Genomic DNA, 15,086 nt, shown 5'->3' on the forward strand with positions numbered 1-15,086 from the left:
CATGGATGAGCACGGCCAAAATTTCGGCAACCACCTGCTGATCGCGCTGCCGTCGCTGCGCGATTCGTTCTTCGAGCGCAGCGTGACCCTGATCTGCCAGCACGACAGTGACGGGGCGATGGGGGTGATGGTCAATCGCCCCTCCGACTACACCGTTGGCGAGGTGCTCCAGCAGATGGGGATCGCCAGCGATGACCAGGCCCTGCAGGCGCAGGTCGTGCTGGCCGGCGGCCCGGTGCATCCCGAGCGTGGCTTCGTCCTGCACGACGGCGGTCGCACGTGGGACTCCAGTCTGGATGTCGGTGGCGGGCTGTTCCTGACCACCTCGCGCGACGTCCTGGAAGCCATGGCGCGCGGCGAAGGCCCCGGCCAGGCGCTGGTGGCGCTGGGGTGCGCGGGTTGGGGTATCGGTCAGTTGGAACAGGAGCTGGTGGACGATAGCTGGCTGCTGGTGCCCAGTCGCGCCGATGTCCTGTTTGACCTGCCGCTGGCCCAGCGCTGGCAGGCAGCGGCCGGCAGCATCGGCGTGGATTTGCTCAATCACGCCAGCCACAGCGGGCACGCATGAGTTCGGACAGCGGCAGCCACGATGACAATGACGTGCCGGTGCTGATCCGGGCCGATGGCACCGTGCTTGGTTTCGATGTCGGTGCGCGCCGGATTGGCGTGGCGGTAGGCAATGCCATCACCGGCAGCGCCCGTGCCATCGCCGTCATCGATGTGCATGCGGCTGGCCCGGAGTGGGCGCAAATCGAGCGCTTGCTGCGTGAATGGCGGCCGGATGGCTTGATCGTCGGCGATCCCATGACCCTGGACGGCGGCGACCAGCCGATCCGCAAGACCGCCCGCGCCTTCGCCCGCGAGCTGCACCGCCGCTGCGGCGTGCCGGTGGCGATGATCGACGAACGCAACAGCTCGCAGGAAGCTGCGCGCCGGTTTGCCGCCGAACGTGCCGAAGGCAAGCGCAAGCGCCGCGACGCCGAGGCGCTGGATGCCGTGGCGGCGGCGATCATCGTCGAGCGCTGGCTGGCCTCGCCGCGGGATGCGCACCCGGTCTCCTGAGTCTTTTCATTTCCATTTGTCGAAGCGACCCCATGAACCCACGACTCACCGTTGACGGACGCCCGCGCCACCTGCTGGATCTGGAGCACTTGCCGGCGGCGCGGCTGCAGGCGCTGCTGCATCGCGCGCAGATGTTCGCCGGTGGGGGGCAGGCGCCTGCGGCGTTATCGGGGGTGGCGGTATGCACGCTGTTCTTCGAACCCTCCACCCGCACCCGGCTGAGCTTCCAGCTGGCGGCGCAGCGGCTGGGCGCGCACATCCTCAATTTCGACGCATCCACCTCGTCGGCGACCAAGGGCGAAACCGACCTCGACACCTTCCGCACCATCCAGGCGATGGGCGTGCGCGGCTTCGTGGTGCGTCACAGGATCGATGGCGCGGTGGCCGCGCTGGCCGAAGCTGCGCTGCCGGGCGTGGCGGTGCTGAATGCCGGCGACGGCCGCAGCCACCATCCCACGCAAGGCTTGCTGGACATGCTGACCCTGCGGCAGGCGAAGGGCGAGGACTTCTCGAAATTGAAAGTGGTGATCGTCGGTGACGTGAAGCATTCGCGGGTGGCGCGCAGCGACCTGCACGCCCTGCGTGCGCTGGGCTGCGGCGAGATTCGCGTGTGCGGGCCAGCGGCATTGCTGCCGGATGCGAACACGCTGCGCGGCTGCGTGGTCACCCAGGACTTCGATGCGGCGATGGACGGTGTGGATGCGGCGATGATGCTGCGCCTGCAGCGCGAGCGCATGGCCGAAGGGCTGGTCACCTCGCTGGAGGACTATCACCGCGACTTCGGCCTGACCGCCGCGCGCCTGCGCCGCGCCGCGCCGGACGCCATCGTCATGCATCCGGGGCCGATGAATCGCGGCATTGAAATCGCCGACGATGTGGCCGATGGCGGGCAGTCGCGCGTGCTGGCGCAGGTCGCCAACGGCGTGGCGGTGCGGATGGCGGTGCTGGAGTCGCTGCTGGGCGAGTAGGATGCGCGCTTCGACCCATGGAGCGCATGCGATGACTGACCCCTACAACACCGGTTCCCTCTCGCCCGGCAGCGCGGTGCTCGGCGATGCGATGGTGACCACGGCGCAGGAGCTGCCTGGCCATCGCATCGTCCGCAGCCTGGGCCTCGTGCGCGGCATCACCGTGCGCTCACGCTCCATCGTCGGCAACTTTTTTGGTGGGTTGCAGTCGTTGTTTGGCGGCAACATCACCATTTACACGGAGCTCTGCGAACAGGCCCGCGACGAGACCTATCGTGACATGGTGCGGCACGCCCGCCACTTGGGCGCCAATGCCGTCATCGCCGTCCGCTACGACGCCACCGAACTGATGGCGGGGCTCACGGAGGTGCTGTGCTACGGCACTGCCGTCGTGGTCGAGCCGCAGGACGGCTGAGGCACCCATCGGCCCGGCGGCCACCGGGGATGCGCCAGCGGATCAGTGCAACAGCACCAGCGTCGCCAGCCCGAGGAAGGTGAAAAAGCCCATCACGTCGGTGACCGTGGTCAGGAAAATGCTGCTGGCCAGCGCCGGGTCATAGCCGGCGCGTTTCAATGCCACCGGCACCATCACGCCGGCCAGCGCGGCGAACACCAGATTGCAGGTCAGCGCGACGAAGATCACCACCGACAGGCCGAGACTGTGGAACCAGGCCAGCACGATCAGGCCGAGCACCGCGCCGAGGATCAGTCCGTTGAGCAGGGCGACGCGGGCTTCCTTCCACAGTAGTGGCTTGATGTTGGATGCGCCGACCTGGCCCAGCGCCAGGCCGCGCACCATCAGCGCCAGCACCTGGGTGCCGGCGTTGCCGCCCATGCCGGCCACGATCGGCATCAGCACGGCCAGTGCCACCAGCTTGTCGATGGTGGCTTCGAACTGGCCGACCACGCTGGCAGCGAGGAATGCGGTGCACAGGTTGATCGACAGCCACACCAGCCGCCTGCGCATGGCGCGCCAGACGGGGCTGAACAGGTCCTCGTCTTCATCCAGGCCGGCCGCGCCGAGTGCCTGGTGTTCGGCCTGCTCGCGGATGATATCGACCACGTCATCGATGGTGATGCGGCCCAGCAAGATGTTGTTTGCATCGACCACGGGCGCGGAAATCCAGTCGTGGTCCGAGAATTCGCGGGCAACCTGCTCGGCGGAAGCGTCCACGTTGATCGCGGTGAGGTCGCCGTCGATCAAGGTGTTGATCGGCGTGTAGGCGTCGCAGGTGACCAGGCTCTGCAGCGCCACCCAGCCGATCAGCTGATGGCGGCGGTTGACTACGTACAGGTGGTCGGTGTGGTCGGGCAGTTCGGCGCGCAGGCGCAGGTAGCGCAACACCACGTCCACGGTGGTGTCGGCGCGCACCGTCACCACATCCGGGTTCATCAGGCGGCCGGCGCTGTCTTCCTCGTACGACAGCACCTGCTCCAGCCGCTCGCGGTTCTCGCGATCCATCGACTTCAGCAGCTCGTCGATGACCGTGTCCGGCAGGTCTTCGACCAGGTCGGCCAAATCGTCGATGTCGAGATCTTCCACCGCGGCGATCAGCTCGTCCTGATCCATGTCCGCGATCAGGCCTTCGCGCACCTCGTCGCCGACATGCACCAGCACTTCGCCGTCGTCCTCCGGATCGACCAGGCCCCACACCACGTTGCGCTTGCCCGGCGGCAACGATTCGAGGAGATTGCCGATCTCGGCCGGCGACAGGGTGTTGACCAGCCGCCGCACCGGCCCCAGCCGCCCGCTGTCCAGCGCGTCACTGAGCAGACGCAGCTGGCGCGCGGTCTTGTCGTGGCGGATGGCTTCAGCCATGCGTGCTTCCAGCAGAGGGTGGGCACGCCGCGCGACAGGCCACGCAGGCGCAGGATCAGGCGTTCATGAACTGCGGATTATCGCCTGCGGGGTTTCCTTTGCCCACCCCTTGCGACTCGCAGGGCGGCATCAAACGTCCCAGAGGGGGGCTGCGTGAAGGGCGATGCCGGGCATGCGTTCGTGCGGCACCGAGTCCACGATATGGAATTCGGCATCGCTGGTATCGCGCAAGACACGTTCGCTTTCCTGGAAGCCTTCCTCAGTCATGACCCGCAACACTTGCGGATGGGTGGCATCCTCGCCGCGACGAAGGACGATGCCGACTTCATCGTTGGCCAGGCGCACCAGCGTGCCCGGCGGATACACGCCGAGCTCCTTCACCAGCATCATCGCCAGGCCTTCATCCACCTGCTTGCCGCGCTCCAGGAAGATGCTGCGCAATGCCATTCGCGCCGGCAATGCGTCGCGATAGACCCGCGGGCGCAGCATAGCGGTGTAGATGTCGATGATCGCCAGCAGGCGCGTGGTTTCGCAAATCGCGTTGCCGCGCAGGCCGTGCGGGTAGCCGGAGCCGTCCAGGCGTTCATGGTGGTGGAGCACGGCATCCACCCAGATCGGGTTGTCGATGCCGGCGGCTTCCAGCAGGCGCAGGCTGACTTCCGGGTGGGCGCGAACCTGCGCCAGCTGGGTGTAGCTGAGACGCTCGCTCTGGCCATTGAGTTGCATTGCCAGCGGGCCAAGCGCGATGTCGTAGGTCAGGGCGGCACCCGCCAGTGCGCGTGCGGTGTGGGTGTCCATGCCCAGCGCGCGGGTGGCGAAGATGCAGATGATGGCGGCATGGGTCTGGCGCGCGGCGTGGTTGCCGGGATCCAGTTGCAGCTGCATCGACGCGAGGGTGGCGTCCACGTCGCGGGTCAGGTGTTCTTCGATGGTGGCGGTCAGCTGCGCCACGCGCTGCTTGACGCCAGCCGCAGTGCCGGACAACAGGCGTCGGTGCAGCATCCCCACGTCGCGGTGGAGCTGGTTCATGGCCTCGATGGTGCTGGGTGGCTTGGGCGGCGGTGCGGCTGCCTGTTCCGGTTCCGGCTTGAGCTGCAGCGGGATCAGGCTGCCGCGGTCGAGCAACGTCTTGCGCTGTTGCTCGTTCTCGATCACGAAGCCTTCCTGCAGCAGCAGGGCGCCGGAGCGATCATAGATTGCCAGCGCAAGCGGCTTGCCGACTTCCAGGTCATCTTCCCGGAGCGGGCGTGTCGCGGTTGGGCGGATGGTTGCCGGGTTCATCTTTGGATTATCGACTCAGGAACCGGTGCAATGAGGGCGATATTAGCGCGCCCAAACGGAGGTCTAGTCTGCCAGAGATGCAGGGAGATCACGCAATTCGCGATGGTCAGGGTGAATGCGTTGCCAGCCAGCCTTCGATGCCGGCACGGTGGCGCGCGCGCAGCAGGCCCGCTGCGGCGGCGCGCAGTTGCCCCAGGTGGCAGGCACGGATGCTGCGCCGGACTTCCAGCAGGGTGGCGGGATGCAGGCTGAGTTCGGTCAGACCCAGTGCCAGCAACATGGGCACGAAGGCGGGATCGGCGGCGATCTCGCCGCACACGGTGACGGGCCGGCCACGCCGCTGCGCCACGCGCACCACGTCGCGCAGCACCCGCAGCACCGCCGGGTGCAGCGGCGAATACAGCCCGCCAAGCGCCTCGTTGGTGCGGTCTGCGGCCAGCAGGTATTGCACCAGGTCGTTGGTGCCGATTGACAGGAAGTCGCAGTTGCCGATGAACGTGGGGAGCGCCAGTGCCGCCGACGGCACTTCGATCATCGCGCCCAGCGGAACCTGCGCCGCCGTTTCCCGGCCTTCGGCGCGCAGTTCGTGCAGCGTGGCGACCAGCGCAAGGCGAACGGCCTGCATTTCCTCGCCGCTGCTGACCATCGGCACCAGCACCCGCACCGGGCCATAGCCGGAGGCGCGGGCGATGGCGCGCAGCTGGGTGCGCAGCAGGCCGTCGCGGGCCAATGACAGGCGCACGCCGCGCAGGCCCAGCGCGGGGTTGGGTTCGTTGCGCAGCGCCAGCCCGGTTTTGTCGGCCTTGTCCGCGCCCAGATCCAGCGTGCGGATGGTCACGGTGCGCCCGGTCATGGCCAGTATCGCATCGCGGTACGCGCGGAATTGGGTTTCTTCGTCCGGCAGTTCGCGGCTGCCCATGAACAGGAATTCGGTGCGGTACAGGCCCACGCCGGCAGCGCCCAGTGCATGGGCTTCGGTCACGTCGTCGCGCGACTCCGCGTTGGCCCACAGCTTGATGTCGATGCCATCCAGCGTGCGCGTGGGTTCGCGCCGCAGGCGGTTAAGCTGGCGGCGCTCGCGGCGTACCTCGGCCACCCGCTGATGGTGCGCGCGCAGGTCGGCGGCGTCGGGCTCCAGCACCACCAGCCCGCTGCTGCCGTCCATCACCAGCACGTCGCCGTCGTTGATCTTCTGCAGCGCTTGCGCCGCACCAACGACCAGGGGCAGGTGCAGGCTGCGCGCAAGGATCGCGGTGTGCGACAGCGGACTGCCGCTGGCCGTCACCACGCCGACCACGCCCTGCGCCTGCAGCTGCGCCAGCTCCGCTGGTGCAACGCTGTCTGCGATGAGGATCTCGCCGGACACGCCTTGCAGGTCGGCCTGTTCGCTGTGCAGCGCGGCATGCAGGCGGCCGATGACCTGGTCGATGTCGTCGATGCGGCTGCGCAGGTAGGCATCGTCCATGCCTTCGAACACGGCGGCGATGCGGTCGCGTTGCAGGCGCAGGGCGTAGTCGGCCGAATACAGGCCGGTGCCGATCAGCGCATCGATGCCGGACAGCAGTTCAGGGTCGTCCAGCAACAGCGCGTGCAAATCCACGAACTCGCCGACCTCATGCGCCAGCGCCCCGTGCAGGCGCTCGCGCAGTCCGCGCATCTCCGCGCGCACGGTGGTGACCGCCGCATGGAAACGGGCGAGCTCCGGCCCGACCTCCGCTGCCGTGATGCGTGTTTCCTCCACATCCAGCGCGTGCGGCAAATGCACGCGAGCCCGCCCAAGCGCGCTGCCGCGAGCGGCGGCGTTGCCGGACAGAAGCTGGCGCATCAGCTGTCCTCGTCGAAGCGGCGTTCGAACAGCGCGGCCACGGCCTCGGCGGCCGCCTGCTCATCGTCGCCATCCACGCGCAGCACCACGTCTGCGCCGGGGCCGGCGGCGAGCAGCATCACGCCCATGATGCTCTTGGCATTGACCTCGCGGCCACGGGCCTCAAGCGTGGCCTGGCAGCGGTACGCAGACAGCAACTGCACCAATTTGGCCGTTGCCCGCGCGTGCAGGCCGAGCCGGTTGCTGATGACCAGTTCGCGCCGGATCATGCGCCGCTCCCCGGGCCGGTGGTGGTGAAGTCAGGCGTCATCGGTGATCGCTCCGGTGCGTGAGCCCGCGGCCGCCACGGCGGGCAGGTCATCAAGGTCGAGTTCGGCGTAGTTCATGACCCGCAGCAGCATCGGCAGGCTGAGCGCGGACACGCGCCGGATGGGGGTGCCCAGGTGCGCCAGGCGCGAGGCGATGTTGCTGGGCGTGGCGCCATACAAATCCGTCAGGACCAGCACGCCCTGGCCGGCATCGACCCGGCGCATGGCCGCGCTCGCCAGTGGCAACAGCAGGCCGGGATCGGCGTCGAAAGGCACTTCGAATGCTTCGCATGCCAGCGGCAGCTTGCCCAGCAGGCGCGTGGCGACCGCCAGCAGCGCGCTGCCCAGGCCTTCGTGGGTGACAAGGAGGATGCCGACGGACATCCTCCAACGGTAGCAGACGGGAATGGCGATGCGGAAGCGGATCCCGTGCGATCCGCTAATCCAGTTCGCGGTGGTGCACCGCCACGTCCACCCAGCCGGTCTCGCGGCAGTGGCGCGCCATGCGTTCGGCCAGATACACGGAGCGATGGCGGCCGCCGGAGCAGCCGAAGGCGACGGTGGCATAGCTGCGCGTTTCCGAGCGCAGTTTGGGGAGCCAGGTGTCCAGGAAACCTTGCACCTGGGTCATGTAGGTGGTCACTTCCGGCTGTGCGTCCAGATGCTCCAGTACTTCGGGGTCGCGGCCGGACAAGGGCCGCAGGCGCGCGTCCCAGTGCGGGTTTGGCAGGACGCGGGCATCGAACACGAAGTCGGCGTCGGCGGGCACGCCATGGCGGTAGGCGAAGGATTCGAACAGCAGCGACAGGCCCGCGCCCCCCAGGCCGAATTCGGCCTGGATGCGGCGGCGCATCTGGTGGATGTTCATTTCGCTGGTGTCGATCAGGATCTCGGCAATCTGTCGCAGCGGCCGCAGTGCTTGCCGGTCCAGCGAGATGGCGTCCGCCAGCGCCAGCCCGAGGTGGCTCAGTGGGTGCCGGCGGCGGGTATCGGCATAGCGACGCAACACCACTTCGTCGCGGGCCTCCAGATAAAGCAGGCGCGGATTGGCGCCCAGTGCGCCGGCCTGCGACAGCGCCATCGGCACATCGGCCAGGTCGCCCAAGCTGCGGGCATCAATGACCACCGCGATCCTGGACGGCGCGGCTTCGCTGGCCTGCATGCGGCGGACGAATTCCGGCAGCAACTCGGCCGGCAGGTTGTCCACGCAGTAGTAGCCCAGGTCCTCCAGCGTGTGCAGGGCGCCGGACTTGCCCGAACCGGACATGCCGCTGACGATCACCAGCGACGGCGCAGGCGCGGTGCTCATGGCGACGCGTGCTCGAGGAAGTGGCTGTGCCGGGCCATGAAGGCGGCCGCCGGATCAATCCCCTTGCTGCGCAGGATGTGCGTGCGCGTGGCGGCTTCGGTGAGGACCGCAAGATTGCGCCCGGCCATCACCGGGATGGTGATCATCGGCACGTCCAGATCCAGCACGCGGCGGGTGCCAAGGTCGCCGGTCAGGCGCTCCATGCCGCTGCTGCCGGGATCCAGCGATGGCTTGCCCAGGTGCACGATCAGGCGCAGGTACTTGTTTCGCTTGACCGCGGTGTCGCCGAACATCTGCCGGATGTTGAGCACGCCCAGCCCGCGCAGTTCCAGCATGTCCTGCAGCAGTTCGGGGCAAGCGCCGTCCAGCACGTCGGGCGCGATCTGGGTGAATTCGGGCGCGTCATCGGCGACCAGGCGATGGCCACGGGTAACCAGTTCCAGCGCCAGCTCGCTTTTGCCCGAGCCGGATTCGCCGGTGATCAGTACGCCGATCGAATAGATTTCCAGGAACACGCCGTGCAAGGTGACGCGCGGCGCCAGGGTGCGCGCCAGCACGTATTGCAGGTGGTTCAGCAATTCATGGCCGCGACGTGGCGAGACCCACAGGGGCGTGTCGGATTCCTCGGCGGCAATGCGCAGGTCTTCCGGGCACGACTGGTTCTTGCTGATGACCAGCGCCAGCGGGCGAAAGTCGATGATCTTGTGGATCGTTTCCCAGCGCTGGCGGGCGTCCAGCCCGTCCAGCCATTCCAGTTCTTCAGTGCCGAGGATCTGCACGCGATTGGGGTAGATGGCATTGAGGTAGCCCGCCAGCGACGGGCGGCGGGCCACCGTGTCCACCGCCTCCAGCACCCGCTGGCCACCGGTCTGCTGGCCGGCTAGCCAGCGCAGCGCCAGCCGCTCGTGCTGGATGGTGAACAACTCCGCCGCGGTGATGCGTGCCGTGGTCATGGGGCGGGATGGGTGCGGGAGGCGGGCATGATTGCTTTTCAGTCCAGCGAGAGCTTGGACAAGCCTTCGCTGCGGCGCTGCTCGAGGTGCTTTTCCTTGTGCTTGATCAGCTGGCGGTCGAGCTTGTCCACCAGCAGGTCGATTGCGGCATACATGTCCTGGCCGGCGGCATCGCCATGCAGGGTGCGGCCGGAGACATTGATGGTGGCGATGGCCTTGTGTTCGGGTTTCTCCAGCGCGAGCTGGACGCGGATTTCACAATCGCCTTCGAAGTGTCGGCCGAGCCGCTCGAACCGGGTTTCCACGTAGCTGCGCAGCGCAGGCGTGACCTCGAGTTGCTGGCCGTAGGTTTCGATCTGCATCTTGACCTCCTTCTGCAGTGTGCCGCGGGCGGGCTGCCCGCAGCGGTGGGATGCACCGGCCAGGCCGATGCATGCACGCTCGCGCGATGCCGGGGTCTGCAGGGTGCCACGGTGGTTCGCCACCGTGCGCCTGATCGCCGGCACGCCTTTCACCTTCAACGTATCGGCAAGCGGGGCATCCGACAAGGGCCTGAGTGCATTTCGTTGCCAGCCGGTCGTTGAATCCACCCTTGGATGGCGCTGCGGAAGGCACTGCCGCCAAGGCTGGCGCCAACGGCGACGGAAAACCCTGCGACAGCGCGCGCCGGTTACAGGTGGAAGCCTTCGCCGAGATACACGCGGCGCACGTCCTGGTTCTGCAACAGCGCCTCGGGCGCGCCCTGCGCAAGCACCGCACCCTCGGCGAGGATGTAGGCGCGGTCGCAGATATCCAGCGTCTCGCGCACGTTGTGGTCGGTGATCAAGACGCCGATGCCGCGCTGCTTGAGGTGGCGCACGATGCGCTGGATTTCGTTCACCGAGATCGGATCGACGCCGGCAAAGGGCTCGTCGAGCAGGATCATGCGCGGCTTGCCCGCCAGCGCGCGGGCGATCTCCACGCGGCGGCGTTCGCCACCGGACAGGCTGGCGCCCGGCTGGTCGGTCACGTGGCCGATCTGCAATTCGTCCAGCAGCGCATTCAGTTCCTGCTCGCGGCCGTCCTCGTCCAGATCCGGGCGCAGTTCCAATACCAGGCGGAGGTTGTCGGCGACGCTCAGCTTGCGGAACACCGAGGGTTCCTGCGGCAGGTAACCCAGGCCCAGCCGCGCACGCGCATACATCGGCATGCTGGTGATGTCGGTGCCATCCAGCAGGATGCGCCCGGCATCGGCGGCAACCAGTCCCACGATCATGTAGAAACAGGTGGTCTTGCCGGCGCCGTTCGGGCCCAGCAGGCCCACCACTTCGCCGGGCTCCAGGGTCAGGCCGAAGTCGCGCACGACTTCGCGCGAGCGGTAGCGCTTGCGCAGCCCTTCCGCGACCAGCATCAGGGCGTGCCCTTGCCGGCGGCTTGCGTATCCTTCGGCAGGATCCGCATCTTGACCCGGCCGCTGCCGTCGCCGCCGCTTTCCACTTGCCCGGTTTTCATGTTGTAAACCACGCGCTCGCCATTGAGGCTGCCGCGCTGCTGGCGGATCACCACGTTGCCGGTGAACACCATGACTTCGTTGCGCATGTCGTAGTCGATGTTGCTGGACGTGGCGTCAAGCCGGTCGCCATCGTCCATGTCCTGCTGCAGGGTGACGCCGCCGCTGAGCAAGGCGCGGCTTGGGTTGCCGCCGCTCTGCTGCACCACGGCCTTGGCCGCGGTCACGTGCAGCGTGCCTTGGACGATGGTGACGTTGCCGGTCAGCGTGCAGCTGGCATTGGCGCCCAGCCCGCAGTCGCTGTGCGCCGCTTCGATGTCCATCGGTTGGGCGCGGTCGGTGCTGCGCGCATCGGCACTGCCGCAGGCGGCGGAAACAACGAGTGCAAGCGCGCAGGCCGCAAGTTCAGTGTTGCGGGACATAGTGGTGGCTTACCTGGGAGAGGAGGGAGACCTGCTGGTGGTCGAAGTCCGCCTCCAGCCCCGTGCCCTGCATTGTAAGACCGGGCCGGGTGATGGTCACTTTGGCGGTGGTGCTGGCCTGGTTCTTTTGCAGATCCAGGTTCAGCCAGTCGGTACGGATACGGGTGATGGGGGGTGTTTCGGGCGGGCTGTCGGCGCGAACCTGGCCGCGCAGTTCCAGATGGTTGCCGCCAGCCGGCACGAAACCCTGTTGCGCGCGCAGATCCCAATAGCGACCTGCGCGGTCGGGTACCAGAAATTGCGGCGTGGCCAGTTGCAGGGTCTGGTCGGTTGGATTGCGCTGCAGTTCCGGCCCGCGCAGGGTGAAGGATTCCTTGCCCTGCTTGTCCAGCGATGTCACTTCGAAATCGCGCAGCACGTAATCCGGACGCGTGCGCAGCACGCCGTCATCGACCGGATGCGACATCGTCCAGACCGACCAGCCGCTGGCAAGCGCGCATGCCAGCAGGAACAGGATGAGGGCGGTGCGCCAGCGGATCGACGGCGGGCTCATGGGGCCTCGCCATGCGCAAGGATGGCGTCGATGCGGCCTTGCGCGTGCAGCAGCAGGTCGCAGGCGTCACGGCCTGCCCCCAGGCCGCCGCATCGCGGCGTCACCCAATGCGCCACCGGCAAGACCCAGTGATGGGCATCGGCCGGGGCGATGGCCAGGCCGACGTCGCGCAGGACGGCAAGATCGGGCAGGTCATCGCCCATGAAGGCGACCGCCTCCATGCCGATGCCCAGCTCCTGTGCGATGCCCTGCATGCAGGCCAGCTTGCTGCGCTGGCCCAGGTGCACGTGGGCGATATGCAGCTCGCGGCTGCGCGCCTCTACCGCTGCGCTGCGGCGCGCGCTGACCAGCGCCACCTCGATGCCGGCTTGGCGCAGCAAGGCCAGGCCCATGCCGTCTTGCACGTGGAATTTTTTCTGGTCCTGGCCGTCGCTGCCATACAGCAAGCTGCCATCGGTGAGGGTGCCGTCCACGTCGAAGCCGATCAGGCGGATCTTCGCGGCACGCCCAAGCACGGCGCCGGGATAGGCGGGGGATGTGATCATCGCCATCACACTACCCGCGCCAGCAGCAGGTCATGGATGTTCAGCGCGCCTGCCAGCCGCCCCGCGTCGTCCACCACCAGCAGCGAGCTGATCTTGTACGTTTCCATCAACTGCGCGGCTTCCACCGCCAACGCCTCGGGGCCGATGGTCCTGGGCGAGCGGGTCATCACCGCGTCGATGCGGGTGTTGCGCAGATCCACATGGGCGTCGTCCAGGCTGCGGCGCAGGTCGCCGTCGGTGTACAGCCCGAGCAGTCGATCCTCCGCGCCCACCACGGCGGTCATGCCTAGCCGCTTGCGGCTCATCTCCACCAGCGCCTCGCTGATGCTGGCGGTGGGCGGCACCCGCGGCACCGCATCGCCGACATGCATCACGTCGGTGATGTGCAGCAGCAGGCGTCGGCCCAGCGCGCCGGCGGGATGCGAGCGGGCGAAATCGTCGGCGGTGAAGCCGCGCGCTTCCAGCAAGGCCACGGCCAGCGCGTCGCCCATCGCCAGGCTGGCGGTGGTGCTGGAGGTTGGGGCAAGGTGCAGCGGGCAAGCTTCGACGGGAACGCCGACATCCAGGTGGACATCCGCCTCGCGCGCAAGGCTGGACCCTTCGCGGCCGGTCATGGCGATCACCGGGTTGCCTTGCCGGCGCAGTGCCGGCAGCAGCAGCAGCACTTCGTCGCTCTCGCCGGAATACGACAGCGCCAGCATCACGTCGGCGTCGGTGACCATGCCCAGGTCGCCGTGCGCGGCTTCGCCCGGGTGCATGTAAAACGCAGGCGTGCCGGTGGACGCCAGCGTGGCTGCGATCTTGCGCGCCACGTGCCCGGACTTGCCCATGCCGGTGCAGACCACGCGCCCGCGGCAGGCCAGGATTGCCTGGCAGGCGTCGCCGAACGCGCCGTCGATGCGGGCGGCGACCGCTGCCAGGGCTTCACCCTCCAAGGTGAACACACGGCGGCCGCTGGCGGCGAAATCGAAGCTGTCTGGGCTGACGGACATGGCGGGGACTCGGCGGGTTTCCGCTAAACTCATGCGTTCAGTTTACGCGAGTCCCCCCACCTGCCCATGAATACCAACACTATCCGCCAGTTGATCGAAGCCGGCCTGCCCGGCGCCCAAGCCGAGGTGCAGGGGGAGGATGGCGTGCATTTCGAGGCGACCGTGGTGTGCGCGGCATTTGCCGGCAAGCTGCCGCTGGCCCGCCATCGCATGGTGTATTCAACGCTGGGCGAGCGCATGGGTGGTGAAATCCACGCCCTGCAATTGAAGACCCTGACGCCGGAAGAGGCTGCCGCCTGATGCAAAAGATCCTGGTTCAGGGCGGCATCCGCCTGGATGGCGAGGTGCGTATTTCCGGCGCGAAAAATGCAGTGCTGCCCATCCTGTGCGCCACCTTGCTGGCGGATTCGCCGGTGTGCATCACCAATGTGCCGCGCCTGCATGACGTGCTGACCACCGCCAAGCTGTTGGCCGGGCTGGGCGCGGGGGTGGAGCATGCCGGCGACGTGATGACCGTGGATCCGCGCAGCGTGAACAGTCACGTCGCGCCCTACGAGCTGGTCAAGACCATGCGCGCCTCGGTGCTGGTGCTGGGGCCGCTGCTGGCGAAGCACGGCGTGGCCGAAGTCTCGCTGCCGGGCGGCTGCGCGATCGGTTCGCGCCCGGTGGACCTGCACATCAAGGGCCTGCAGGCGCTGGGCGCGGACATCACGGTGGACCACGGGTTCATCAAGGCGCGCAGCAACGGGAGGCTGAAAGGCGCGCGCCACGTGTTCGAGCTGGTCAGCGTGGGCGCCACCGAGAACGTGCTGATGGCGGCGGCGTTGGCCGAGGGCACCTCGGTGCTGGAAAACGCGGCGATGGAGCCGGAGATCGTCGACCTGGCCAACTGCCTGAACGCGATGGGCGCGAACATCAGCGGCGCCGGCAGTTCGCGGATCGTCATCGAAGGCGTGCCGCACCTGTCCGGATGCACCCACGCAGTGATTGCCGATCGCATCGAAACCGGCACGTTCCTGGTCGCTGCAGCAATGACCGGCGGCCGGGTGACCGTCACCCACGCGCGGCCCGGCACGCTGGACGCCGTGTTGGACAAACTGCGCGAAACCGGTGCCGATATCGCCATCGAAGGCGATCGCATTACCCTGGACATGCACGGCAAGCGCCCGCAGGCGGTCAACCTCACCACGGCGCCGCATCCGGCGTTCCCCACCGACATGCAGGCGCAGTTCATGGCGCTGGACTGCGTGGCTGAAGGCGTTGGCGTGATCAACGAGACGATCTTCGAAAACCGTTTCATGCACGTCAACGAGCTGCTTCGCCTGGGTGCCGACATTCGCGTGGACGGCCATACGGCGGTCGTGCGCGGGGTTGCCAAGCTGAGCGGCGCGCCGGTGATGGCGACCGACTTGCGCGCATCGGCCAGCCTGATCCTGGCGGGATTGGTGGCCGACGGCGATACCGTGATCGATCGCATCTACCACCTGGATCGCGGCTACGAAAACATCGAGGCCAAACTCGGCGCGCTGGGCGCACGCATCCGCCGGGTGGATTGAACTG

At 67.7% G+C, this 15,086-nt stretch carries 19 protein-coding genes and 1 pseudogene; 6 read left to right on the top strand and 14 right to left on the bottom strand.

The genetic code is table 11. The features are described 5' to 3' along the window. Nucleotide 1: 1 nt before the first annotated feature. From LIW09_RS02180 to LIW09_RS02195, 4 genes are read left to right on the top strand one after another with little or no spacing between them, the layout of a single operon-like run. On the top strand, nucleotides 2-568 hold the full coding sequence (locus tag LIW09_RS02180) for a YqgE/AlgH family protein (RefSeq protein WP_256646343.1): 567 nt from the start codon (nucleotides 2-4) through the stop codon (nucleotides 566-568). Further along, nucleotides 565-1,062: a Holliday junction resolvase RuvX gene (gene ruvX / locus LIW09_RS02185; RefSeq protein ID WP_256646344.1), complete on the top strand. Its 498-nt coding sequence runs from the start codon at nucleotides 565-567 to the stop codon at nucleotides 1,060-1,062. Before LIW09_RS02180 ends, ruvX begins: the two co-directional genes overlap by 4 nt. 32 nt (nucleotides 1,063-1,094) lie before the next feature. Then, the gene (locus LIW09_RS02190; RefSeq protein WP_256646345.1) at nucleotides 1,095-2,030 is read left to right on the top strand and encodes an aspartate carbamoyltransferase catalytic subunit; all 936 of its coding nucleotides are present in this window, start codon (nucleotides 1,095-1,097) and stop codon (nucleotides 2,028-2,030) included. A 31-nt stretch (nucleotides 2,031-2,061) separates the two neighbouring features. Continuing rightward, nucleotides 2,062-2,445, top strand: coding sequence for a YbjQ family protein (locus LIW09_RS02195; protein WP_256646346.1), 384 nt, complete (start codon nucleotides 2,062-2,064; stop codon nucleotides 2,443-2,445). A gap of 42 nt (nucleotides 2,446-2,487) precedes the next feature. Here the strand turns inward: LIW09_RS02195 and mgtE are convergent, their stop codons facing one another. From mgtE to LIW09_RS02260, 14 genes and pseudogenes are all read right to left on the bottom strand, one after another. Next, nucleotides 2,488-3,849, bottom strand: coding sequence for a magnesium transporter (gene mgtE, locus LIW09_RS02200; protein ID WP_256646347.1), 1,362 nt, complete (start codon nucleotides 3,847-3,849; stop codon nucleotides 2,488-2,490). A gap of 129 nt (nucleotides 3,850-3,978) precedes the next feature. Next, nucleotides 3,979-5,130 (bottom strand): HD-GYP domain-containing protein, encoded by a 1,152-nt coding sequence (locus LIW09_RS02205; protein WP_256646348.1) that lies wholly within the window; start codon nucleotides 5,128-5,130, stop codon nucleotides 3,979-3,981. 106 nt (nucleotides 5,131-5,236) lie between these two features. Next, nucleotides 5,237-6,955, bottom strand: a complete 1,719-nt coding sequence (gene ptsP, locus LIW09_RS02210; RefSeq protein ID WP_256646349.1) for a phosphoenolpyruvate--protein phosphotransferase — start codon at nucleotides 6,953-6,955, stop codon at nucleotides 5,237-5,239. Then, a complete protein-coding gene (locus LIW09_RS02215; RefSeq protein ID WP_256646350.1) occupies nucleotides 6,955-7,224 on the bottom strand; it encodes an HPr family phosphocarrier protein in 270 nt (89 codons plus the stop codon). Before LIW09_RS02215 ends, ptsP begins: the two co-directional genes overlap by 1 nt. 30 nt (nucleotides 7,225-7,254) lie before the next feature. Beyond that, nucleotides 7,255-7,647 (bottom strand): PTS sugar transporter subunit IIA, encoded by a 393-nt coding sequence (locus tag LIW09_RS02220; RefSeq protein ID WP_256646351.1) that lies wholly within the window; start codon nucleotides 7,645-7,647, stop codon nucleotides 7,255-7,257. A 55-nt stretch (nucleotides 7,648-7,702) separates the two neighbouring features. Beyond that, on the bottom strand, nucleotides 7,703-8,572 hold the full coding sequence (gene rapZ, locus LIW09_RS02225) for an RNase adapter RapZ (protein ID WP_256646352.1): 870 nt from the start codon (nucleotides 8,570-8,572) through the stop codon (nucleotides 7,703-7,705). Beyond that, a complete protein-coding gene (gene hprK / locus LIW09_RS02230; protein ID WP_256646353.1) occupies nucleotides 8,569-9,525 on the bottom strand; it encodes an HPr(Ser) kinase/phosphatase in 957 nt (318 codons plus the stop codon). The genes rapZ and hprK overlap by 4 nt, the downstream gene beginning before the upstream one ends. A 38-nt stretch (nucleotides 9,526-9,563) precedes the next feature. Then, nucleotides 9,564-9,887 carry a ribosome hibernation-promoting factor, HPF/YfiA family gene (gene hpf / locus LIW09_RS02235; protein ID WP_256647125.1) on the bottom strand — a complete coding sequence of 108 codons (324 nt, stop codon included), beginning with the start codon at nucleotides 9,885-9,887 and terminating at the stop codon, nucleotides 9,564-9,566. A gap of 132 nt (nucleotides 9,888-10,019) precedes the next feature. After that, nucleotides 10,020-10,115, bottom strand: a pseudogene (locus tag LIW09_RS12700) (hypothetical protein); the annotation flags it as partial. A gap of 80 nt (nucleotides 10,116-10,195) precedes the next feature. Then, nucleotides 10,196-10,915, bottom strand: a complete 720-nt coding sequence (gene lptB, locus LIW09_RS02240) for an LPS export ABC transporter ATP-binding protein (protein WP_256646354.1) — start codon at nucleotides 10,913-10,915, stop codon at nucleotides 10,196-10,198. Continuing rightward, complete coding sequence (lptA, locus tag LIW09_RS02245) at nucleotides 10,915-11,436, bottom strand: lipopolysaccharide transport periplasmic protein LptA (RefSeq protein WP_256646355.1); 522 nt, start codon at nucleotides 11,434-11,436, stop codon at nucleotides 10,915-10,917. The genes lptB and lptA overlap by 1 nt, the downstream gene beginning before the upstream one ends. Next, on the bottom strand, nucleotides 11,420-11,989 hold the full coding sequence (gene lptC, locus LIW09_RS02250) for an LPS export ABC transporter periplasmic protein LptC (protein WP_256646356.1): 570 nt from the start codon (nucleotides 11,987-11,989) through the stop codon (nucleotides 11,420-11,422). Before lptC ends, lptA begins: the two co-directional genes overlap by 17 nt. Continuing rightward, complete coding sequence (locus LIW09_RS02255; RefSeq protein ID WP_256646357.1) at nucleotides 11,986-12,534, bottom strand: KdsC family phosphatase; 549 nt, start codon at nucleotides 12,532-12,534, stop codon at nucleotides 11,986-11,988. Before LIW09_RS02255 ends, lptC begins: the two co-directional genes overlap by 4 nt. A gap of 5 nt (nucleotides 12,535-12,539) precedes the next feature. Next, complete coding sequence (locus LIW09_RS02260) at nucleotides 12,540-13,559, bottom strand: KpsF/GutQ family sugar-phosphate isomerase (RefSeq protein ID WP_425507906.1); 1,020 nt, start codon at nucleotides 13,557-13,559, stop codon at nucleotides 12,540-12,542. A 33-nt stretch (nucleotides 13,560-13,592) separates the two neighbouring features. Here LIW09_RS02260 and LIW09_RS02265 point away from each other — a divergent pair, with 33 nt between their 5' ends. Continuing rightward, the gene (locus LIW09_RS02265; protein ID WP_256646359.1) at nucleotides 13,593-13,826 is read left to right on the top strand and encodes a BolA family protein; all 234 of its coding nucleotides are present in this window, start codon (nucleotides 13,593-13,595) and stop codon (nucleotides 13,824-13,826) included. Continuing rightward, nucleotides 13,826-15,082 (top strand): UDP-N-acetylglucosamine 1-carboxyvinyltransferase, encoded by a 1,257-nt coding sequence (gene murA, locus LIW09_RS02270; RefSeq protein WP_256646360.1) that lies wholly within the window; start codon nucleotides 13,826-13,828, stop codon nucleotides 15,080-15,082. Before LIW09_RS02265 ends, murA begins: the two co-directional genes overlap by 1 nt. Nucleotides 15,083-15,086 lie beyond the last annotated feature (4 nt).

Origin of the sequence: Thermomonas paludicola (assembly GCF_024498955.1) — a bacterium.
Classification (GTDB): Bacteria; Pseudomonadota; Gammaproteobacteria; order Xanthomonadales; family Xanthomonadaceae; genus Thermomonas; species Thermomonas paludicola.